At 40.8% G+C, this 22,942-nt stretch carries 18 protein-coding genes; 6 read left to right on the top strand and 12 right to left on the bottom strand.

The window, feature by feature from the left end; translation table 11 throughout:
- Positions 1-42: 42 nt before the first annotated feature.
- The 3 genes from H4075_RS02935 to H4075_RS02925 all read right to left on the bottom strand — a co-directional run bounded on the left by H4075_RS02935 (position 43) and on the right by H4075_RS02925 (position 2,114).
- Positions 43-609 carry a hypothetical protein gene (locus tag H4075_RS02935; protein WP_182803994.1) on the bottom strand — a complete coding sequence of 189 codons (567 nt, stop codon included), beginning with the start codon at positions 607-609 and terminating at the stop codon, positions 43-45.
- Positions 610-831: 222 nt separating this feature from the next.
- Complete coding sequence (locus H4075_RS02930; RefSeq protein ID WP_182803993.1) at positions 832-1,548, bottom strand: tol-pal system YbgF family protein; 717 nt, start codon at positions 1,546-1,548, stop codon at positions 832-834.
- Positions 1,545-2,114: an RNA polymerase sigma factor gene (locus tag H4075_RS02925; protein ID WP_182803991.1), complete on the bottom strand. Its 570-nt coding sequence runs from the start codon at positions 2,112-2,114 to the stop codon at positions 1,545-1,547. Before H4075_RS02925 ends, H4075_RS02930 begins: the two co-directional genes overlap by 4 nt.
- 150 nt (positions 2,115-2,264) lie before the next feature.
- On the opposite strand from H4075_RS02925, the gene H4075_RS02920 reads away from it, so the two are divergent.
- The 3 genes from H4075_RS02920 (at position 2,265) to H4075_RS02910 (ending at position 7,695) form a co-directional block, all read left to right on the top strand.
- Positions 2,265-2,543, top strand: a complete 279-nt coding sequence (locus H4075_RS02920; protein WP_182803989.1) for a hypothetical protein — start codon at positions 2,265-2,267, stop codon at positions 2,541-2,543.
- Between the two features lie 17 nt (positions 2,544-2,560).
- Entirely contained in the window at positions 2,561-3,412 is an 852-nt protein-coding gene (locus H4075_RS02915; protein ID WP_182803987.1) for an SDR family oxidoreductase, read from the top strand.
- A 416-nt stretch (positions 3,413-3,828) separates the two neighbouring features.
- Positions 3,829-7,695 carry a zinc-dependent metalloprotease gene (locus tag H4075_RS02910; protein WP_182803985.1) on the top strand — a complete coding sequence of 1,289 codons (3,867 nt, stop codon included), beginning with the start codon at positions 3,829-3,831 and terminating at the stop codon, positions 7,693-7,695.
- A 72-nt stretch (positions 7,696-7,767) separates the two neighbouring features.
- On the opposite strand, the gene H4075_RS02905 is transcribed toward H4075_RS02910, so the two are convergent.
- Complete coding sequence (locus H4075_RS02905) at positions 7,768-8,778, bottom strand: PorP/SprF family type IX secretion system membrane protein (protein ID WP_182803983.1); 1,011 nt, start codon at positions 8,776-8,778, stop codon at positions 7,768-7,770.
- A gap of 139 nt (positions 8,779-8,917) precedes the next feature.
- Positions 8,918-9,568, bottom strand: coding sequence for a uracil phosphoribosyltransferase (gene upp, locus H4075_RS02900; protein ID WP_182803981.1), 651 nt, complete (start codon positions 9,566-9,568; stop codon positions 8,918-8,920).
- 157 nt (positions 9,569-9,725) lie between these two features.
- Between upp and H4075_RS02895 the strand changes: the two genes are divergently transcribed.
- Positions 9,726-10,331 carry an anhydro-N-acetylmuramic acid kinase gene (locus tag H4075_RS02895; RefSeq protein ID WP_182803979.1) on the top strand — a complete coding sequence of 202 codons (606 nt, stop codon included), beginning with the start codon at positions 9,726-9,728 and terminating at the stop codon, positions 10,329-10,331.
- A 244-nt stretch (positions 10,332-10,575) separates the two neighbouring features.
- Positions 10,576-12,141 (top strand): peptide ligase PGM1-related protein, encoded by a 1,566-nt coding sequence (locus H4075_RS02890; RefSeq protein ID WP_182803978.1) that lies wholly within the window; start codon positions 10,576-10,578, stop codon positions 12,139-12,141.
- 27 nt (positions 12,142-12,168) lie between these two features.
- Here the strand turns inward: H4075_RS02890 and H4075_RS02885 are convergent, their stop codons facing one another.
- Complete coding sequence (locus H4075_RS02885; RefSeq protein WP_182803976.1) at positions 12,169-13,542, bottom strand: M20/M25/M40 family metallo-hydrolase; 1,374 nt, start codon at positions 13,540-13,542, stop codon at positions 12,169-12,171.
- Between the two features lie 247 nt (positions 13,543-13,789).
- Here H4075_RS02885 and bshA point away from each other — a divergent pair, with 247 nt between their 5' ends.
- Positions 13,790-14,926 carry an N-acetyl-alpha-D-glucosaminyl L-malate synthase BshA gene (gene bshA / locus H4075_RS02880; RefSeq protein WP_182803974.1) on the top strand — a complete coding sequence of 379 codons (1,137 nt, stop codon included), beginning with the start codon at positions 13,790-13,792 and terminating at the stop codon, positions 14,924-14,926.
- On the opposite strand, the gene H4075_RS02875 is transcribed toward bshA, so the two are convergent.
- The 6 genes from H4075_RS02875 to porU form a co-directional block, all read right to left on the bottom strand.
- Positions 14,912-16,237 carry a murein hydrolase activator EnvC family protein gene (locus H4075_RS02875; protein ID WP_182803972.1) on the bottom strand — a complete coding sequence of 442 codons (1,326 nt, stop codon included), beginning with the start codon at positions 16,235-16,237 and terminating at the stop codon, positions 14,912-14,914. The genes bshA and H4075_RS02875 overlap by 15 nt on opposite strands.
- An 83-nt stretch (positions 16,238-16,320) precedes the next feature.
- Positions 16,321-17,151: a DUF4292 domain-containing protein gene (locus tag H4075_RS02870; protein ID WP_182803970.1), complete on the bottom strand. Its 831-nt coding sequence runs from the start codon at positions 17,149-17,151 to the stop codon at positions 16,321-16,323.
- Positions 17,152-17,157: 6 nt separating this feature from the next.
- A complete protein-coding gene (gene dut, locus H4075_RS02865; RefSeq protein ID WP_182803968.1) occupies positions 17,158-17,592 on the bottom strand; it encodes a dUTP diphosphatase in 435 nt (144 codons plus the stop codon).
- Positions 17,593-17,597: 5 nt separating this feature from the next.
- The gene (gene ispF, locus H4075_RS02860; protein WP_182803966.1) at positions 17,598-18,074 is read right to left on the bottom strand and encodes a 2-C-methyl-D-erythritol 2,4-cyclodiphosphate synthase; all 477 of its coding nucleotides are present in this window, start codon (positions 18,072-18,074) and stop codon (positions 17,598-17,600) included.
- Between the two features lie 64 nt (positions 18,075-18,138).
- On the bottom strand, positions 18,139-19,302 hold the full coding sequence (porV, locus tag H4075_RS02855) for a type IX secretion system outer membrane channel protein PorV (RefSeq protein WP_182803964.1): 1,164 nt from the start codon (positions 19,300-19,302) through the stop codon (positions 18,139-18,141).
- 67 nt (positions 19,303-19,369) lie between these two features.
- Positions 19,370-22,777 carry a type IX secretion system sortase PorU gene (gene porU, locus H4075_RS02850; RefSeq protein ID WP_182803962.1) on the bottom strand — a complete coding sequence of 1,136 codons (3,408 nt, stop codon included), beginning with the start codon at positions 22,775-22,777 and terminating at the stop codon, positions 19,370-19,372.
- Between the last annotated feature and the right edge of the window lie 165 nt (positions 22,778-22,942).

The following is a 22,942-nucleotide window of genomic DNA, read 5'->3' as shown; positions in this document are numbered from 1 at the left end:
AAAATAAAATGGTTCAACGAAGAATAAATCAAATTGTATTTTTCAATAAAAAAATTTCGCTCCTGTCGGGGTGCTTCTGTTTTGTTTAGCTTTTGATTGAAACATCGATCTGATCATATAAACAATACTGATGAGTAACCCCAATAGTCCACCCAGGTAGCTGAAGTTGTGTATTGAACCGGCTATTATAAAAGAGGATATGCCCGATAAATTTTCCGGCAGCCACCAATCAACACCGTTCTTTGCTAAGTAAAATTTGCCATAGATGAAACCAGCGGCCCCTGTAGCAACAGTGATCATTAACACAAGTCTGATTGCTTTTTTAAGCGCTGTGACCATTCTTTTATGATCAGGAAAAAATAATGCCGGCAAGCCAAGTGAAATTCCAATAAACAATCCCGTCCACCATGTTGCAAGAAAACCAATTGCAGCAACTGTTTGCCAATGACCACCAAACCACTCGGGCTTAAAACCAAATTGCCTGTACTTAAATTTTGTAAAATATTCAGGAGAGATGGAGTACGTTATTTGGTTGTGAAGTATACCATAAATACCTGCAAGCAGGATTGAAATAAAGATGAAGGAAGTGAAGACGCCGAATTTTCGCATAACAGAATGAATCAGCTGTTAGATGCAAGAGTTAAATAATTACACATTAGATGTCTTGTCAAAAGAATTAAACCAGATAACCGTCATTTCGACGAAGGAGAAATCCCCACCTGCTGAAGTTGTTTAATTTAACAAACCTGATTAAACAAGAACTGTATAAAATTTGAGAGATGCCTCCTTCGTCGGCATGACAGCAGTGTGAGTAAACTTAATAGTTGTTTTTTACTTCACCTTTTTCAAAATCGCCTTCGCATTCTTCCAATACCTGCTTCCTTCTTTCACTTTCACAGCATATTGTTTTGCCTTTTCATTCTGTTGTAAATGATAAGCACTTAATGCAGCAAAGAAATTCGCATCTTCTGCATACACCGATGAACCATTCGCCAATGCTTCAAACAAAGGCAATGCCTCAGCATATTTTTCTGTTTTCAGCAGACTGATGCCTAGATAAAAATCAACAGCAGCATCAGCTGGAGAAGTTGCTTTTAATTGAGTGAATGCAGTTGCTGCTTCTGCATATTGTTTGGTATTGAATAATTGTGCCGCTTTTGCTTTTTCATCTTCCGCTCCACGAACAATAGCACCGGGCATATCATCAAACGAATAATTATCTGGTGAGGTGCCGGGCAATGCAAGTAGCAGGATCAAAACAACCGATGCAGCGGCGGCCAGCATATACATCGTTCGCTTCATTGTAAATACTTTTGCTTTTTCTTTTTTGAAGTGTTGATGTGTAAGAGGGCCAAGTATTTGTTTTAATTCCGGCAACGTTTGTTCTGCCTGCTGATGTTTACCCACTGTACTATTGAGTAAACGATAGGCGTTCACCTGCTCCTGCAGTTGTTGGTTGCTGCGGAGTTCCTGTTCAAATGACTGTTGCTCTTCAGCATTCAGTTCACCGTTCAGGTAAGCATCAATATCAGAGTACGAGTAGTTCATGACATCATTTCTTTAAATTGAGGTTTGTTCCTTACCAGTTCTGCCAGCTCTCCCATGCAATTGCTTTTTCGTTTGCGGTAATACGCATACGTCATCCCCAATTCTTCTGCAATTTCTTCCTGCGGCTTTTTCAGCAGGCTTTTCAGGATCACTTCTTTGCAATTGCCCATATCATCGAGCACGAGCATCACCAGCTTTTCTTTCTCCACCTGTGCCGTATGTTCGGCTGCACCTGCATTGGCATCACCGGATATATGGGTATATGCATCGTCTTCGCCATTTGTTACCACAGTAAGCGAAGTTTTTTTCGTTTTATTGATGAATTTTCGTTTGCAGAGTAATAAAAGAAAAGCTTCAAAAGGACAGGTGAGCACAAACTTTTTGTCGTTCGCCAGCTTATAAATATCGATCAACGCTTCCTGGAAAACATCACCTGCATCCTCTTCACTACAGCCACGTGAAAGCAGGTAAGCTTTCATATTCGGTGCAAAGCGCTGGTATATTTCACTGATGAGTCGCTGGTCGTGGTTTAATAAAGCCTCAATATATTTTTGATCGGCATGCAAGGGCAGTAATTATTGATTGAACTTAAAAATAAGAAATAAGCGCATATGTGCACGTTTAATCCGTCGGTCAACAACAAGCAAGTTTATCAACAAACACAAACAAAAAAACTGTCTTATCTTTAAAGCACCCTTAATGTAAACCACAACTGTATGAATTTAAGCAGTACCAAAAGCCAACGTATTGTTTTTATCCTGTGTTTAATCAACGCAATTTTCTGGCTTATTGCTCAATGGGTTGATGTTTATCAATGGAAAATTGCCGGTGCAGTTTATGAACTGCTTGCATTATTTATGCTTTTTCTTTTCGTTGGCACATTTGCCGTTACGGTTATACAATGGGTGAAACAAAAAGCATCTTTTCAATCACTTTCATTCCTTAGCCTTCTTGTACTTTTTATTACGTTCATTATTTTATGGATGAGAGAGTAAACAACTAAACCTGTTTTATGAAGATTATCCTATTTGGCGCTACTGGTCATCTTGGTAAAGCCATTGCTGCAGAAGCGTTGAAACAGGGTTATGCTTTAACAGCAGTTGTACGTAACGAGGAAAAAGCAATAACGCTAAAACAAACAGTGCAGTGTGAGACGATCATTGCCGATGTTACACAACATGCTTCGCTTGATTATATCTGTTCAGGTTTCGATGTTGTGATCTCTGCATTGGGCAAATCTGTTTCTATTAATGATAACAGTAAGCCCGGTTTCATGGACGTTGACCTTACTGCTAATACGTATATCCTGGCAGAAGCAATAAAAGCAGCAGTAAAGAAATTTATTTACATTTCTGCTTATCATGCTGAACGCTATCCCCAGCTTACTTATTTTCATGCACACCAGCAATTTGCTGAACGTTTAATGCGTTCGAATCTTGATTATTCCATCATCAAACCTCCTGCCCTCTTCAGTGCATTTATTGACCTGTTCGAATTAGCAGAAAAAGGACGATTGGTAAATATGGGCAAGGGTGATAAACTTACCAATCCGGTTTATGAAGGTGATGTTGCTCTAGCATGCATCAATGCAATTAAGCAGGATGTAAGTACAATTGAAATTGGCGGCCCCGAAGTATTAAGCAGAAAACAGATCAATGAAATTATACAGGAAGTAATTAAACCCGGAAAAAAGATCAGAACTATTCCACCAGGTTTAGTTAAAAACATGTTGCCTCTTCTGAAAATATTCAACCGTAATCTTTTTGATAAACTTGCTTTCTTTGTTGAAGTGATGCAGCATGATACAATTGCACCAAGGCTGGGGCAACTGCGACTAAAAGAATATGTAGAACGAAAACGGTAATCTATTCTTCTCCAGCATCGCTCAATAAAAATCATTTTATATATACCCCAAATAGGGTACAAGTACAAAATAATTTCAAAAACTCTTGCATCGTATTATGGTTTTTATATTTTTATCCCGCTGTTTTCAGAGTATGAAAAAACTTTATCATCATTACTCCGGAAATAATCTGCAAGCGCTTCTTCTACCCAATTTCTGAAAAAGTAAACCACGTTACTACTTAATTGAACCCATGAGTTGTATTGTGTCCATCAACACAACATGGCTTGCCATGCTGTTGATGTAATGCCATAATTATTGCCATTTCATTTCTATGAACACCGTCTGATCCACTCTCTTGAAACACATTTCTTTCATGGGCAATGGTTTCCTCTAAACGAATTGCCTGCATTTTCTTATTTAAAACTCAACCAATTATGAGGAAATTTCTACTTGTGTCTGCAGTGCTATTGTTTTCCCTGTTTGCTGCAGCGCAACAAAATCACTGGAACAGGGAAAGTGAAGCTGCACTTCGCAAAGATGTGTTTGCAAAAAAACAACGTCCTTCAAACTTTCTTGTTTTTCGTCTGCAGGAAAAAGCATTGGAAGCTCAATTACGAAATGCACCAAGTGAAAAAACGATCTCAGCGAAACGATCGGCATTTTTTTTAACTGTGCCCGATGAAGAAGGCAATCCTGTGCAGTTCAGAATAGTTGAAGCATCGGTAATGCAGCCAGGTCTTCAAAACAAACACAGCCGTCTACGCTGCTATCTTGGTACCAGTGTAAAAGATCCGGGCACCACCATTCGCTTTTCTTTTACACCACAGGGATTTAACGGCGTTATTCTCTCCTTCTCCAAACCGGCTTTGTATATCGAAAAAATTGAAAGGGGCAGCAATCTGTACATTGTTGTATCACAAAAAGATTTGCCACCAATTGAAGATTTTGAATGTACAACCACTGCAACTGCATCAGCCGGCATTCAAACAAAAACACAAATCGCAAATTCAGATTTTGGAACACTCAATGCAAACACCGGCGAATTGCGTGTATTTCGATTAGCTTTTGCTGCGCAGGGCGAATTTTCGGAATGGTGTTTAGATGGTACAGAAGCAAACGATGCAGAACGTATTGCAAAAGTTCTTGCCGAGCAGGTTGAACAAATTACGATTGTAAATGGACACCTTGAACGTGACTTTGGTGTTCGCATTGTTATGATCGATAATAATGAAGACGTTATTTTTCTCGATCCTGATACCGATCCGTTTACTGCAACTGAAACCGATGACATTAATAACGAAGCACAATCGGTCATCACTACTGAAATAGGATCGGATAATTTTGATGTGGGTCATCTTATCCGCCGCAGAACAAGTGGCAGCGGAGGTAATGCCGGCGCTATTGGAAGCATTTGTAATGATGCCACAAAAGCAAGAGGATTTACCGGCCGCACCGATTGGAATGAACTAGGTGTGTATTCTGAAATTATGTTAACACATGAGTTTGGTCACCAGTTTGGTGCTAACCATACATTCACTCATAAGAATGATAATGATAATGCACAAATAGAACCTGGTAGTGGCAGCACGATTATGAGCTATGGTGGCAACAGCGATTCAGAAGGATATCATGTTGTAACTATAAGGGATCATTATTTTCATGCCATCAGCATACAGCAGGTAACAGCCTACCTGGCAACTGTTACATGCGGCACTACACAATCAGCAAATAACAATGCTCCGAGTGCAAATGCAGGTAATAATTTCACCATTCCCAAATCAACTCCTTTTCAATTAACAGGAAGTGGTTCGGATGCAGATGAAGATAATCTGACCTACACATGGGAGCAAATGGATATTATTACAAACAGCTTTCCATGGGAGCCCGACCCAACACATACGTTTGGTCCGGAGTTCCGTTCAAGACCACCACTTACGTCTGCTGTACGCATATTTCCAATACTGGAAAATATTCTTGATGGCACAAACACCAATCGTTGGGAAAAACTTCCATCTGTTTCACGATCGCTCAACTTCCGTTTAACGGTGAGAGACAATCATCCGGGAGCAGGGCAAACCAACAGTGATAATATGGTGGTTACGGTTGATGATGCCTACGGACCCTTTACCGTTACATCTCCCAACAGCGCAGTAACATGGTGCCCAGGCACGCATATTGTTACATGGGATGTGAACGGTAGTGATGCATTGGCAGCCAATGTAAAAATTTCATTGTCGACCGATGGCGGACAAACATTCAATACACTTCTTGCAAGTACAGCAAATGATGGATCAGCTGATGTTACAATTGTTTGTGCTTACAGTAATACTGCACGAATAAAAGTAGAAGCAATTGACAATATCTTTTTTGACATCAGCAATACCAACTTTACAATTGGTGATGATCAACCGCCAACATTTACAGCACCCGATGATATCACGATTGAAAAAGATGCAAACTGTAATTATGATGCTTCCATTGGTGTAACCGGCGATGTTACAGATGAAGCAGATAATTGCAGCACATCTCTCAATGCAACGCATACAGATGTGATCAAAGAAGGGTCATGTGTTGGAGAAACGATCATTGAACGTACATGGACTTTAATCGATGGTTGTAATCTGAAAACAGAAAAAGTTCAAACCATCACGATCAAAGATGTAACAGCACCAACATTTACTGTTCCTGCTGCCATTACTATTTATAAAGATGAAAATTGTGAACACAATGATCATCCTTCTGAAACTGGTGAAGTAACAGATGCAGCAGATAATTGTGACCCAACTCCGACGGTGACATATTCTGATGTGGATGCTCCCGGCAGTTGTATGGGCGAAGTAATTATTACACGCACATGGAAAGCAACTGATGATTGTGGTAATAAAACAGAAAAAGTACAGATCATTACGGTGAAGGATACGACGGCTCCAACTATTTCCAACATCAGTGCGTCACCTGAATATTTATGGCCTCCAAATCATAAAATGGTGACAGTAACCATCAATTATGATGTGGCTGACAATTGTTCAGATCAGGCACATATTACCAAACAACTTTCGATTGTTAGTAATGAGCCGATCAATGGTTTGGGTGATGGTGATACAGAACCGATCGATTATGAAGTTGTGGGAACCGATGCACATACTGTAAGACTCCGTGCTGAACGTGCTGGTAATGGCGATGGCCGGATTTATACCATTTACATTACAGCAACTGATGATTGCGGTAACAGTAAAACAGATAGTGCGAAAGTATATGTGGTGCATAACATTACCGGTCCTTCATCCGGCAAACCATTTAAAATTGGCAGTACCGTAACAATGAATGGTGAGTTCTGGGATGTACCGGGTAAATCACATACAGCAAAATGGATACTCGATGAAAGTACAGTTGCAGCAGCAACGGTTACTGAACCGGTTGGCAGCAGAAAAGGATTGGTTAGCGGCAGTTATAAATTCTTAACAGCTGGTGTTTACAAAGTGAAGATGAGCATTACCGATCAGAATGGATTTAATTCATACGCAACAACAAATGGTGATCAGGAACAGATCATTGTTATTTATGATCCTGAAGGTGGCCACACATTTGGTGGTGGCTGGTATCAATCACCTGCAGGCGCATTGAAGAGCGATGCATCTGCAACAGGTAAAGCAACCTTTGGATTTGCAGCGAACTATTTCAAAAAATCAACCAATCCAAAAGGTGAAACAGAATTTGTATTTAAAGTGGGCGATTTTGAATACAATGCTGTGAATTTTGAATACCTGTCGATCAACAATTCACTTGCTCAAATAAAAGGCAACGGCCGCATTAAAGGGTTACAAAGCGGTATCAGCTTTATCATGACAGTGCTTGATGGTGGCACAACAGGTGAAGACAAGATCAGGATGAAGATCTATAACAAGAATACGGGTGAAGTATATTACGACAATCAACCTGGCGCAAGTGATGCAGATGCACCAGTGATGGCTGTTGGCGCCAACAGTACAGTTGTTGTTGCAGCACCAGGTAAACCTGTTAGAAGAGATGAAGACATCCCTGTAACAATTGCAGCAAGCAGGCTTGATGCGAAACCAATGCCGAACCCAACCAACAATTATTTTACACTGTATGTAACAGGAAATGATGAAGAGAAAATTTCCGTAGCTGTATTTGACCTGTATGGACGCATGATGGAAACACATGTAACAGGTAACGGCAGTTACATTCGCTTTGGAGAAAACTACAAAGCAGGAACATACTTTGTGAAAGTAATGCAGGGCGAGTTAAGCAAACAAGTAAAGCTCATCAAGATCAATTAGTGTAGCAGTATTGTAATAAATAACGAAGCCCGCTTTAAAGCGGGCTTCGTTATTTATATAGATGAACAGAAATTAAAATCTTGGACAGTTTAGTTTTTTCTTATTAGGATCAGTGTGTTTCTTCGTCCAGATAAGCGATACCTCCATGCCACCTCTGCGTTGCGAAGCAGCTGATAAACGTGATGTATTGATATCGTATGAAGCACCAAAACGGTAGTTGCCAAATTCAATACCGATATAAGGTATCACTGCATCGCCCCAACGAACAAACGCACCGGCATATACATCAGTAGGGCTGTCGAAATCACTGTTCACTGTATAACCAAGAGCAGCGCCAAAAATTGTTTCAGTAGCACCTGCCTGGCGTTGATGGTTGGCACTTACAAACAAAGTAGTTGCATCCGCAATTGGAAAATATCCACCACCATGAAGAGTAAAGCGTGGGTTCATAATATATTCTGCTCCCTGGAAACTTACTTTAGGCCGGTTGATATGGTACACCGAAGCCCCTACATAAAAATTATTATAATCGTTGGTGGCTCCATTGTAAATAAAACCAGCGTTCACATCAGCATAATTGATGTTTAAAAAACCAGAGCTGCCAAAAACCTCAGCAGTATTGCCGGTAAAGCCTAAGCTTGTTAACTCGTCCTGGAAATCAAGTTTATTAATATCCAATTTGCGTTGCGCATAGGTTCCGCTGAAACCAACACCAATCTGGTGATAACCATCTTCATCAATACCTTTATGATAGGCAACTGAACCGGAGATGAAACTGTTCTTCATCACCCCATCACCATTGATATCATACATCCCCATGACACCCACACCAAACTGATCGAACTCCGGAATGGTATTTCCAAGAATACCAAAATCAGCCGATGCAGTTGCGGTACGAAATGCATTATTGATCGTTGGCCATTGATTACGATAGTTACCTGCCACACGAACAAGACCATTAAACTTACCGGTTAAGGCGGGGTTCAATGTTAAAGGCGAGGCAAAGAATTGGGAGAAATTAGGATCCTGTGCATAAGTTTGCAACACGATCAGTAACAGTGGTAGTAGTATAAGTTTTCTCATCAGAGAGCGGTTATACAGCAAAGACGTCCTTCAACGATCTTAAGCTGCTTTGGTTTTTGTTATTGGTATAATTGGGTTTTCTTTTTAGTTTTTCATGATATTCTTGTTGTTGAGCGATGATCTCCGGTTTTCGTTGCTTTTACATCTGCACTTTTGTTCCGTAAGCAAGATCACCTGCATCACCTAAACCTGGCACAATATAACCTTTCGCCGTTAATTCATCGTCTATTGCGCCGCACCAGATCTTTACTTTAGGCTCTATGCGATGCACAAATTCAACCCCCACTGTACAGGCGATGGCGCAAACGATATGCATTTCAGCCGGTTGCCCTTCATCCCGTAAATACTGTACTGTTTTTACGAGCGAGCTGCCGGTGGCCAGCATCGGATCTGCAATGATCACCACCCTGTTTTCAAGGCTGGGACAACTGATATAATCCAGGCTGATCTCAAAACTACCATCACGATGATGTTTCCGGTAGGCTGAGATGAACGCATTATCGGCCCTGTCGAAATAGTTCAACAATCCCTGATGTAACGGCAAACCTGCCCTTAATATTGTAGCCAGAACCGGTTGCTCCTTCAAAACTTTGGAGGGGGCGCTACCCAAAGGGGTTGTAATTTCTTTTTCCTCCCAAGGCAGGAGTTTGCTGATCTCGTAAGCTGCTATTTCCCCGATCCTTTCCAGGTTACGGCGGAAACGCATACGATCGGTCTGAATTTCGGTATCCCTCAACTCAGCCACCCAGTTGCTTACCAACGAATGCTGCTCGCTTAAATTGATGACCATGTGCTGTAAATTTATACTTGTGGCCGTTCATTTTCCAGCTTTCCTTTCATTACACATTAATCCTGAACCTGCTGCCGTATTTTTACAAATCTAACAGATAAAATTGTGAACAGGATTGTTAGAAGAATAAATTCTACAATCGAAAATCAGACCATATATGATCTACCGGGCCTTGGGCGCTGCAGGTAATACCAGTACCCAATCTTTAGAACTTGTATTTGCCTCTTTTGAAGTAAGCGGAAAAAAATGGGACGTTGAAATAAGACAAACTGCATCCATTGTTTATCCTTCCCATTTACAGCAACGTTTACAATCAGCCGCTACCAGTTCAGCTGTTGATTACCTGCAACTGCATATTGATTATGGACATTGGATAGCGGATCAAATAAAACAATTCATAGAGGAGCATCATCTCGATTACCAGATACAATTGATCGGATTGATGGGACATACAGCCATCCATTCACCGGAAACGAAAATGAGTCATGCACTTGGCGATGCTGCAGCAGTTGCAGCCATTACAGGTGTGAATGTGGTGAGTGATTTCCGCACGATCGATCTTGCATTGAATGGCAATGCTGATCCGGTATTTAAACTGGCTTCAACATTATTGCCATTGCCAGAAGCTGTACATCATGACGCATTCTATGCTGCCTTCTTTGCATTGCTCCGCTGGCGTGAAGACAATAATATGCTTGCCGCTGATACAGGTGCTTTGCGTGATAGTATTGGTGGTGCGGTTTGGGTTGGGCAGGAATGGTGAGAACAAAGTACGAAGTACGCAACGTCTGACTCCCTCGTCTGAAGGATAATGAGAGCTCTTGAGAAATTAGTTGAAAGCGATGCTGCTACAACCCAAGCATCGCTTTCAACTTTGGATAACCTGCACGACTCACAGGAATCTTTACACCTGAACTAACATGGAAGGTGATTTTTTTCTGGGAATTGAATGCTTTATTAACGAAACACGAGCTTGACATCCTTCCGTTCATTTTCTATATTGTGGTATGCCCGACATCATACAGCAACATCCATCAATAGAAAGTGAGCCGTCAATCGCTCATGTTCATACATTGAGTGCAAAAGACAAAGCATTGTTCAATGAGTTAAAAGAACAGCTTCGTGAACAGTTCAGAATAACTTTTCCTGATAAGCTGGCACCACGAACCGTTGTGGTCATTCCAAGTCTTACATTGGATCACACCATTCTTTCAAAAGTTAAAGGGCATGTGTTTTATGAAGAGCGTTTGCTTTGCCTGCTCATGTTGTTACGTATGCCACGCACAAGAGTTATTTACGTAACAAGTGTGCCCATTGATCCGGCGATCATTGATTACTACCTGCACCTGTTACCGGGCATTACAGGTTATCATGCAAGACAGCGGTTAATTCTGCTTAGTTGTTTTGATGCTTCTTCAACACCACTCACTGAAAAAATTCTGCAAAGGCCGAGAATGATTGAACGAATCAAACAACTGATCGACCCAAACTCGCCTGCACATATTACCTGCTTCAATGTAACAGAACATGAACAGTCACTTGCGTTACAATTACAAATTCCATTATATGGTTGCGATCCTGAGTTGAATTATTTAGGAACAAAAAGTGCAAGTAGAAAATTATTCAAATCATTGAACATACTTACACCAGATGGGTTTGAAGATGTAAAAAATAAAGCAGAAGTGATCGATTGTCTTACATCACTCAAACAACAAAAACCAGCATTAAGAAAAGCAGTTGTAAAAATGAACGATGGCTTTTCGGGTGAAGGCAATGCAGTGTTCTCATATGAAGGTGCCCCGACTGATGATTCATTACCAAGCTGGTTAGCTGAGCACATTGATCAGCAATTAAAAATTGTAGCTGCCAACCTTACAAGTGAACTGTTCTTTAAAAAGTTTGAGCAGATGGAAGGCATCGTAGAAGAATTTTTGGAAGCAGAGATTATTACATCACCATCTGTTCAATGTTTGATCGATCCGGCCGGGAATGCATCGGTACTATCAACCCATGATCAAATGCTGGGAGGCGAAAACAGCCAGGTATTTTTAGGTGCTACCTTTCCGGCGGATAAAATTTATGCAAGAGAGATCGGCCGTTTAGGATTTGTTATTGCAGAAGGCTTAAAGGAGAAAGGCGTACTTGGTCGTTTTGCAGTTGACTTTATGAGTGTAAAAGTGGACAATGAATTTAAACATTATGCCATTGAGATCAACTTACGGAAAGGCGGTACTACTCATCCATATTTAATGTTGCAGTTTTTAACTGAAGGTGATTATGATCCTGAAAAAGGAGAATACTTTATGCCCGATGGAAAGAAGCGCTATTATTTTGCGACCGATAATCTGCAACGTGATTGTTATAAAGGATTAACTCCGCATGACCTGATCGATATTGCCATGCTGAACGATCTGCATTACAGCAATGCGCAGGAAGAAGGTGTGATGTTTCACCTGATCAGTGCGCTCTCTCAGTTCGGGAAAGTTGGATTGGTTTCTATTGGCCGCACACCAGAAAGAGCAGTTGAGTACTATAAGAAAGTGGTTGAAGTATTAAACAAAGAGTGTGAATGAGATTAATTCATTCACACTCTTTTTATTTTATAACCCGTATTGATCAACTACATACAACAGCAACACCATATTGATTGCACCAAGTTCCAGTTCACGTTTGCTCACCATTTCGAAAGTATCGTTGGCTGCATGGTGATGATCGAAGTAACGTTGTGAATCAGGACGAAGCCCGGCAAGTGTTGTACCTAATGGTCTCAACGGACCAATATCTGCTCCACCTCCACCGGCTGAAAATTCATACACACCATATGGCTTAAACAACGGCACCCAATTGCGGAGTTTATTTAACACCGGTTCTTCTGCTGTAAAACCAAATGCTCTTGGCGTAAAACCTCCTGCATCGCTTTCCAATGCAAAAATGAATTTCTTATTTTTTTCTGCTGTTGCTACCTCAGCATACTTACGACCGCCACGTAAACCATTTTCTTCATTCATAAACATCACTACACGAATCGTGCGCTTAGGTTTAATGCCGAGTTTTTTATAGACACGGATTATTTCCATGCTCTGCACACAACCTGCACCATCATCATGTGCCCCTTCTGCCAGATCCCATGAATCAAGATGACCTCCAACAGTTATTACTTCGTTTGGAAATTCTGTTCCTCTGATCTCTCCAATTACATTATGGCTTTTTACATCAGGCAACATTTCACATTCTGTTCGGAAATACATTTGCAGCCCCTTTTTCTTTTTCAACTCAGCACTTACATATTCTGCATGACGGGTTGAAACAGCAATAGCCGGAATTTTCGGAAATGAATCGTTATACGTTGTTGTACCTGTATGCGGATAATCATCAATGTTACTTGCAAGTGAACGAACCATTGCGCCAACTGCACCATACTTCGCTGCCATTGATGGACCACGGCCACGAAACTGGCCTGCTTCGCCATACGAACGGAAGGTTTCAACATTGGTTGGATTCATGGGAAAATTATAAAACACGATCTTTCCTTTCACGCCTTTCTCTCCCAACGCATCCAGTTCGGCGAACGAACGCACTTCAATTACTTCAGCCTTCAAACCTTTTTTGCCTGTGCCAACACTATTACCAAGCGCACAAATGTTGAGAGAAAAAGTAGTGCCTTTATCATCAACCAATAGTGCGCTTTCTTTTGCACCACGCACCCAATGGGGCACCATACATTCCTGCAGGTACACAGTATCGGCACCCAGTTCTTTCATCATGCGAAACGTTTCTTTCACGGATTTTTCTGCCTGTGGTGAGCCACTTAATCTTGGTCCCACTTGTTTACAGAGAAAACGCAGATTGTCGTATGCTTTACTGTTGGTGAAAATATCGTCGGCAATGCGTTTAAACATAGCCGAATCTTTGTTTTGTGCATTTGCTGAAAAGCCTAATAAACAGAAGGCCATTACTACTTTAATTGTTCTCATGCTTTTGTTGGAGTTGATTGGAAAGTCCAAAGTAGAACAACTCTGTTAACCTGCAAAAAGTGCTGTTGGTTAACAGGCTGCTTTTTTGACGAACGGCAAGCGCTGAAAAAAGCCTGTTGATTGAAAGTGCTAACTTCGTCTCTGTAACCTGTCAAATCATCAGCATGAATGGTCTGGCACGGAAAATGACAGCCATATAAACCAAACAATCTCCCTGTGAGCTTGTTTCAATCATAAATACAAGTACATGAAAATAGGTATCGTTTGTTATCCCACGTTTGGCGGTAGCGGTGTGTTGGCAACAGAATTAGGGAAAGCATTGGCAGAGAAAGGGCATATGGTTCACTTTATTACGTACCAGCAACCGGTTCGCCTGAGTGGTTTCTTCACGAATATCTTTTACCACGAAGTGCGTGTGCCACATTATCCCTTGTTCGATTATCCACCTTATGAAACTACCTTGGCAAGTACAATGGTGGATGTGGTGCTCAACAACGACCTTGATCTTTTGCATGTACACTATGCCATTCCGCATGCATCGGCTGCCTATATGGCCAAACAGATCTTAAAGAAAAAAGGAAAAGATATCCCGGTTATCACAACCCTTCACGGCACAGATATTACACTGGTGGGAAAAGATAAAACTTTTGAACCTGTAGTTACTTTTTCCATCAATGAAAGTGATGCTATCACAGCAGTGTCAAATAACCTGCGCAAAGAAACCTATCATTCCTTCGCTATTGAAAAAGAAATAGAAGTGATCCACAACTTTGTGGATGTACAACGCTTCGATAAAAAACCATTGGATGCTTTCCGTAAAGTGCTGGCACCAAACGGCGAAAAGATCATTGCACACGCCAGTAACTTCCGTAAAGTAAAACGGGTGAATGATATCATCCGCATTTTTGCCAATATCAATAAAGTTGTTCCTTCTAAATTATTGATGGTGGGCGATGGACCAGACAGACCGGGTGCTGAAGAACTCTGCCGTGAATTAGGTATTTGTGATGATGTTCGTTTTCTTGGTAAGCAACAGGAGATGGAAGAGATCCTTGCTATTTCCGATATGTTCATGCTTACATCAGAATATGAAAGCTTTGGTTTATCAGCATTGGAAGCAATGGCAGCTGGTGTTCCGGTTCTGTCGAGCAATGCCGGCGGCATTCCTGAGATCAACATTCATGGTGAAACAGGTTTTATGGCCAACATTGGCGATGTGGAAGAACTGAGCCGTCTTGGAATTGAGTTGTTGAAGAATGATGATCTTTTACAATACTGCAAACAAAAAGCAAAGGAACAAGCAGCAAAATTTGATATTCACTACATTGTTCCTTTGTATGAAGAGTTATACGAACGTTTTGTAAACGTATCAGCGACCCCTTAACCAGGGACTTGGATTGATCATTTGATTTTCCCTTGCAAGCACAAAGTTAAGTTCACCATCGCCATCAATGTTGGTGCCTACACGACCGATCACCTGGCCTGTTTTCACCGTTTGTCCTTTGCTTACATTGGTTGATGAAAGATTACTGTACGTAGTAAAATATTTACCGTGTTGAATGATAACTGCAGTGTTACCGCCAACATCAAACACGCTTCTCACTTCTCCATCAAAACAAGCTTTTACAGAAGTCCCTGAAGGCGATGCAATAGTAATGAAGTCCTGGTTGCCTTTAATATTTGTACCCGGAATAACATATGATCCGAAATTGATAGACACATAGCCATTATCAACCGGGAACGGCAATTTACCTTTATTACTTTCAAAGCTGTTACCTAATGCAAGGTCTTCCTTATTGTACTCAAGATAACTTTCCGTTTTCTTTGGTTCTTCTTTCTTCACTACAGGAGCTGTAACAGCAGGTGCTGTTGTTGTAGTAGTTGGATTTGTCTTTGCATTTTCTTTTGCAATACGATCTGCTGTTTCTTTATCCTTTCTCAACTTGTCTTCTCTTTCTTTTGCTTCCTTCTTTGCCGCAGCAATTTCACGGTTGATCACCGCAGTAATAGACGCCTGTAATTGTTGTGCCTGCTTTTTCTTAGTAGCAATGTCTTTATTAATTTCCTTCTCTCTCTTCTTCAAATTATTCACCACCGATGCCTGTTCTTCTTTATCCTTCACTAACTCGCCCATTTCTTTACTTTGATCGGTGAGCACAGCACTTTTTTCTTTACGTGCATTGGTGAGTTGTGTGATCTTATCCCTGTACATCAGTTCTGTTTTATTGATCACCTCCAATTGCTCTGCCCTGTAACTCCTGTATGCTTTCATGTAAGCGATGCGGCGTATTGCATCGTTAAAATTTGTAGCGGAGAATAAAAAGTTGAGAAAATCGTAACTGCTCCTGTTCTTGTATGCATACACCACATTGTGTGCGTAAGTCATTTTCAATGTATCAAGATCTTTCTTCAACCGTCTCATCTCGATGTATGAGGTATTGATATCGCCATTGATGGCACGTACCTGTTTGTTGATGGTATTGATCACTTCATTACGCAAGCGGATCTTATTCTGTATTAATGTAAGCTGACCAATACTCTGCTTCTGGTTCTTCTTGATATCATTATACTGCCTGTTAAGCATATCAATTTCCTGGAGCGTTTGTTTACGCTTCCGTTCCAATTCATTTTTATCCTGTGCAAACAAGACCACCTGCAAAAGGGTACAACATACTACCAACAAGAATTTCAGCATAGGTATATGATTTGATTGGTTACAAAAATAAGGCTAATGCCCGAACAGGGTAAACGCCGCATCAACGGAAAACGTATGCCTGCTCAGATTCTTTTGAATTTTTTAGGAACTGTAAAGGGATAGCTCAGCTCCTCATTAAACTTATAATCCTTGAATTTCAACTCAACATCCAGCTTATTCTGCTGCGAAATGGTGATCTGTCGTTGTGTAGAAAAAGATACACCGGTCTTATTCTCATAATTATTATAAATAAGATCACAGGTACGGTTAAGCGTAGGATCATTATCATCCAGCTTGCTTTTCTGTACTGAATAGTCACTTGCAACTGATAATAAATTTTTAAACAATGGTGCAATACTCAACAGCGTATAGCCATTTACGTTATTTGTATAGGATGTAACACTGTCTTTGTTAAAAAAAATGGGATTGCCTACGAGAAGATCCTGCAGGTCAGCAAAGCTGAAAGGTATCTGGCTCAGTTCCTGAATATGGCTCAACGGACGAACCTGGTAAGTGTTTGCGAGTTTATCCAATAACTTAATACTGTCTTTTGATATCAATACACGTATCCCTTCAATGCCAATATCATTGCTGAGTGATATCCAGATGAGGCTGTCTTTTAACATCCGCACATTGGCAACAAAATCCGGCTGACGTCCTTTACTGTTGCTGTAATCAACTTTTATTTTTGCAGAGAATGTTTTAAAGTCGATGTGTTTTTTCTGAACGTTTGTCAACACATCATCCACCATGCGCATGGTATCTTCATGCGTTGGAAGTTTTTCAACAGGTAGTACCACAGCAACGGTATCTTTCTTTACCATTGCCTGCTGAATTTTTTTCGTTGATCTGCATGCACTGAAAGCCATCAGCATCCCAATCGTTACGAGTATAGATAGAAAATTCTTCATCATCAATTATTAATGTTTTCCTGTGCTGCCAAAGCCACCGGTGCTACGTTCAGTTTCTTCCAGTTCAACAGAAAGCTCCCAATCAATTTTTTCTACTTTCTGAATCACCATCTGTGCAATACGGTCACCATTACGTACAGACTGTATTTCATTACTAAGGTTGATTAAGATAATCTTAATTTCTCCACGATAATCTGCATCAACAGTGCCCGGCGTGTTTAAACAGGTGATGCCTTGTTTAATAGCCAAACCACTTCTTGGTCGTATTTGCGCTTCAAAACCTTGCGGTAGTTCAATAAATAAACCGGTTGGTATCAACGCTCGTTCGAGTGGTTGTAATGTAATGGTTTCGTTAATAAAAGCTCTTACATCCATTCCGCTGCTGCCTTCAGTGGCATAAGCAGGCAAAGGATTATTTGATTGATTGATGATCTTAACTGTCATGTTTATTATTTTTCAAGCAATACGGTTGCATAAGCCACAAGGCCCTCCTCTCTTCCAACAAATCCCATTTTTTCAGTTGTGGTGGCTTTTACAGAAACAGCATCTGCTTCAAGTTCAAGAATTGTGGCAATGGTTGATTGCATTTGTGCAATGTACGGTTTGATCTTTGGTGCCTGTAAACACAAAGTGCTGTCAACATTTACCACACGGTAACCTTTCTCCCTGATCTTGTCAAAACTCTGCTGCAGTAAAATTTTACTGTCGATGTCTTTAAAAGTAGCTGAAGTATCGGGGAAATGTGTGCCAATATCGCCAAGCGCAAGTGCACCAAGCATCGCATCGCAAATAGCATGCAGCAGCACATCGGCATCGCTGTGACCTAATGCACCTTTATGATGTGGTATTTCTACACCACCGATAAACAATTTTCTTCCTTCCGCTAATTGATGGTAATCAACGCCTGAACCAATTCTCAATCCCATAATGTAAATAAAAAAGCGAAGGTAAACTACCTCCGCTTTTGACAAAATCTTTTATCTGTTGAGCTTATTCGATCGTTGATTCGCCAGCATCGCCACCTAGATCAAACAACAAACTGAAACGAGTTGTGTTGCTCAATGGGTTACGGTTAATACCCTGACCTGTTGGCACAAGATAAGAGAAGTTAAACCCGAGCTTATTGTATTTAACACCGGCACCCACGCTAAAGAAGCGACGGTTTCCTTTTGTTTTTGCTTCGTAGAAATAACCGGCACGTGCAAAGAACTGGTCGTTATAACTGTATTCCATACCTGTTGAGATCTGGAATTCTTTCAGCTCTTCATTGAAACCACCAGGTGCATCACCAAATGAAGAGAACCAGCTACCTACAACACCTTTGTTGCGGTATGCTTCAATTTCTTCTGCTGTACGAACCGAACCTGGAGGTGTTGGCACCATCAGTTTATTAATATCAATACCAAAAGCGATCTTGTTTACATCATCAATTGCTTTTGTATAAACTCCGCCAATTCCTAAGTTGGCAGGAATATAATCTTTACCACGTGCATCATTTGTGTAAGCGATCTTGCTGCCAAGGTTGCTCATAACCGCACCTGCAGTAAAACCGGTTCCTTCTTCGTTCAAACCATTATAGTAAAACGAAATGTCACCAGCCACAGCTGTACCTGGCTTTAACGTAGCTCCGTTAAATGTACCTGTACCAAGATTTGAATAAATAAAGCGAAGAGCAATACCTACACCTATTTTATCACTCAGTTTGCGACTATAACCTCCGTCAATGGCGAATTCTCTTGGCACAAAACGTTGAAGGTCGTTACCTGAGAAATCAGTAAACTGAATTGTACCGAGGTTGAAATAACGTAATGAACCGGAGATAGATGTTATTTCATCAATTTGATGATAGCCTGCAACAGTTGCAATAAACACATCATTCAAACCAAGATCTTTTAACCATGGAGTGTATGTTAATCCAATTGCAGAACGTTCTTTTGCAAACGGGATTTTAGCCTGGTTGAAAAAAGAAGAGTTTGCATCAGGTGAGGTAGCAATACCAACATCACCCATACCGCCGGCACGTGCATCGGGTGAAATACGCAACATAGGTACCGCAGTAGTAACTACATTAATTGAATCCGCTCGTTGTGCAAATGTTTGTAAGGAAGATAAGCAGAGCAATAGGCCTAACGTATAGGCGGCGTTCTTTCTCATAAGAGTTGAAATTTGAGCCATAAAAATAGAGGAAAATTGAACATTAGTGTTCATAAACAGATTTTGGTTAAAGCAGAACGAGCTTTTGCAATGCAGATTGTTTTTTGCCAAATGAATCCTTCACCTCTAACTGGTAGATATAAACGCCTCTTCCAATTTTTTGGCCGAAATCATCTGTTCCGTCCCACTCAATGTCAAAAGAACGGTTTCCTTCATTAAATATTGTACGTGTGATTGTTTTTACTACTTTTCCTGAAACAGAGTAAATACGAATGAGCACTTTTAACTGATCACCGGGGCGGTTATGCTCAAACATGAACTTTGTACTTGTAGTAAAAGGATTGGGATAATTATAAACGTGTGCCAATTTCAATTCTTCATCTTTTATTACACGAAACTCAAGCCTGTATTCATTGCTGTTGTTCTGCACATCCCATGCTTTGATCTTTAATACATGTAATCCTTCTGTTAATGCAGGCAATTGAAAACGTGCAGTTCCTTTTTGATAGCTGTCTGCGTCTGCTTCGTAATAATCATTCAATACAAATAACTGGCTGTTATCATCATCCAATGTCGCAGTAAGATCATGACCAATACCTGTGCCTACAGTATTGATGCCGCTTGAATCAGCGAGCTTTACCAATAGAACAGGTGTTTCATTGGTAATACCACCGTTTACAAATTTTTCATCGTTGAGATAACCTTTTATTGTCGGACCTTGATCATCTGCAACAGGATTATTACCGGCACCACCAACGATTATTGTTGTTTCGGCACCATTACCGTCAACGTTGCCGTTCTCTGCATAGTAACTTATTTTTCCATTTCCGAATTGATAGTTGATGTCTTTGGGCACAACAAAACTATAGCTGAATTCACCATTTGTAACTTTGGCTTTGCCTTTAAAAATAATATTTGATTGCTGATTAAAATTCACTGCAACACTCCCCGCATCGTTGCCGAAAGTTTTTGCCTGTTGCACTTTATCATAAATAACAGGATATACGTTGCCGTTGAAATTTGAAAGTTTGTTTCCTGCAGCATCAGTTACTTCACCTTTAATACTGTAACGATCTAATGCTTTCAATGTATCTGTTACGGGAATTTGATTGTTGATAGATGTTGTACGTACTTTCAATGTCGGGAAAGCCAACCGCACAGCAGGATCGCCGAGAAGTGTAAATTTTCTGTTATTGATAATATCACCAAAGGTTTGATACGTAAAGTTCTTTGCCCGTTTTACAGCATCCCCCAATGATGGATTCACTCCGTTTGCGTCGGGCTGCAAAGCAATACGGAAATAATTATTGTTCATGATGCGGTTACTGAAAGCAAACACTACTCTGGTAGTTGTCATTAATGCGATTGCACCTGTACGTTCCCGCAAGAGAATATTTTCGCCAATAGAATTAACCGATGGATTATCGTAAGGCGCAAAATCACAAGTAGCGGTAATGAACAGTGGCAATTTGTTACTGTTGCTCCATGTGTTCACCATATCCTGTTCGAGAATAGCTTCACCTGCTAATCGTCTCGAACCTCCGTGTCCGCTGTAATTCCAGATAAGCGTGCCCGCAAAAATTCTATTATTGATGGCCTGGTTCACTTCAGGATAGCGACTGCCGCCACTGCCACTTTGCTGGCGATAGGCATCCAGATAAATTTTTGAAAGGTTGAACGTTTTGTTTTGTTCTATAACAGATGCATGAAATTCTCCATCATCAAGATGTATATTATTGTCTTCATCGTCTGCTACCAACGTTACATCATTGCGCCAAGGACCAAAACTTTCTTTTGCATGATAACGGATGATCTTATCAACCACCGATTTAGCTTCCTGGATATTTTTTGCAGGAATACGGCCTATACCAATATCAAGCAGACTCAATGGAAACTGTCGGCCTACAAAATCATTATCATCCAAAAATCCAAAGAAGTCATCTGAAGTATATGTTGCCAATGGATCAAGTGAAATGTCGCTTTCATAACAAGGAACAAAATTGGTATTGCCGCTAACACGGTTGAGATAATCATAGGATGCATCACCAAACAACAAAAGATAACGGGGGCGCTTTGTTGTATCGGCACCTGCCCTGTCGTAAAACATTTTTACAAAATTCCGGATCGCTGAAGGATCAGGACTACCTGATGAAAACTCGTTATATACCTGCTCAGTGCTTACAGTTAGTGTTGTAAGATTTTGATTCTGACGATGCCAGGCCCCCAATCGTTGTGCTTCACTAAGTAAGGACGGATGTGCAACAATAATATAATTTGGAGCTGCAGCACCGTGCAAATCCTGGTTGCTGATCTTACCAACAGCAGTTGGCTGTAAAAAATTAGCTTGGTTGAAAGCAATATATTCACGCAAACGTTCAGCTGTGTTCACAAACCTGAATTCATTACCGCTTAATGTGCCCGTTATGTTTTGTGGACGAAGTGGATCAGTTACATCCCAAACTACGGTGCTGCTTACGGCGCCCTGTAGCCGAAATTCGGCAATGTTGCCGGCGCCTACAGTTTCCCAATCTCTGAATAATAATTGATCAACACCTGCCATGCTTAATTGACGTTGTGGAAATAACTCAAACCAATTAAGCCAACCTTGCGCATTTACACTGCTGGGTTGATAGCTGTACTGCAAGCTAAGCGAAGCTTGAGAAAGATTAAAAGAGGCAGCCAGTTCATGCGCCGCAGCAACCGGATCGTACGTACCAGTCCCCACTGCATTTACGGTGTGTTGAGCAACATTGTTATTATTTGTCCTGATGAGAAATGAACTTGCAACACCATTACTTCTGGCAGCTACATTGGAAACCATTTGAACCGGGCCTGCAACAAAGTTGGGAATTGTGAAGTTGAAAGTCCTGTTGAGTGTGCCACCGGGTGTATTACTGAATTCTTCGCCATACCATTCTTTACCGCTGCGCAAAAAATTAATGGTATCAAGCTCATGAAAGATCCTGTCCTTAAAAGAAGTTGCAGTCTGGTTAGGTGCTCCTGCAACCGGTCGGTTTTGTATTCTTGCTCCGGTTCCGGAAAAATTCAAAAAATAATAGGATTCATTGCCGTATAAATTCTTTCGGTGCCGGAATCGCTTGTTTACAGAATCCTTCGCCCATTGCTGGGGACCATTCGCATAAAAAAGGAGATAATCATTACCGTTAAGTATACCGTCCCCACCATCGATCACTAAAACTGCATTTTCAGAAAGATCATCTGCCGGGATCACCACATTATCTTCCGGCAGCACTTCCCCGCCGTTACCAAACAAGCGAACACTACCACTTTGCAGATTGGTTGTATTTAATCCTAATGATTGAAGAAATGCGATATTGACCCGGTAAACACCTGGCTGCTTAACTGACAATTTGTACCAATCGCCTGTAGCCAATACAGAATTATTGCGATAAGTGCGTTGGGCATTAGCGGCAACAATAAAAAAACAGGCTATCAACAGGGTGCTGTATCGCATAAACAGAGAATTCAAAGATACCTGATTGACAAATGAAAACTGCTTACTCAGATTGCTTCAACCCAAGTGATGCTGCTTTGAAACGTAATTTCACGGTCAGGCATGTAAGCAGAAATACTGAAATTAGAAAACACGATGCCCTATTCCTTCAGAATTTAAAAAGAT

The sequence above is a fragment of the Lacibacter sediminis genome (assembly GCF_014168535.1).
GTDB lineage: Bacteria > Bacteroidota > Bacteroidia > Chitinophagales > Chitinophagaceae > Lacibacter > Lacibacter sediminis.
The sequence above is the reverse complement of the archived record's forward strand: the minus strand, read 5'-3'. Positions and strand labels throughout refer to the sequence as shown.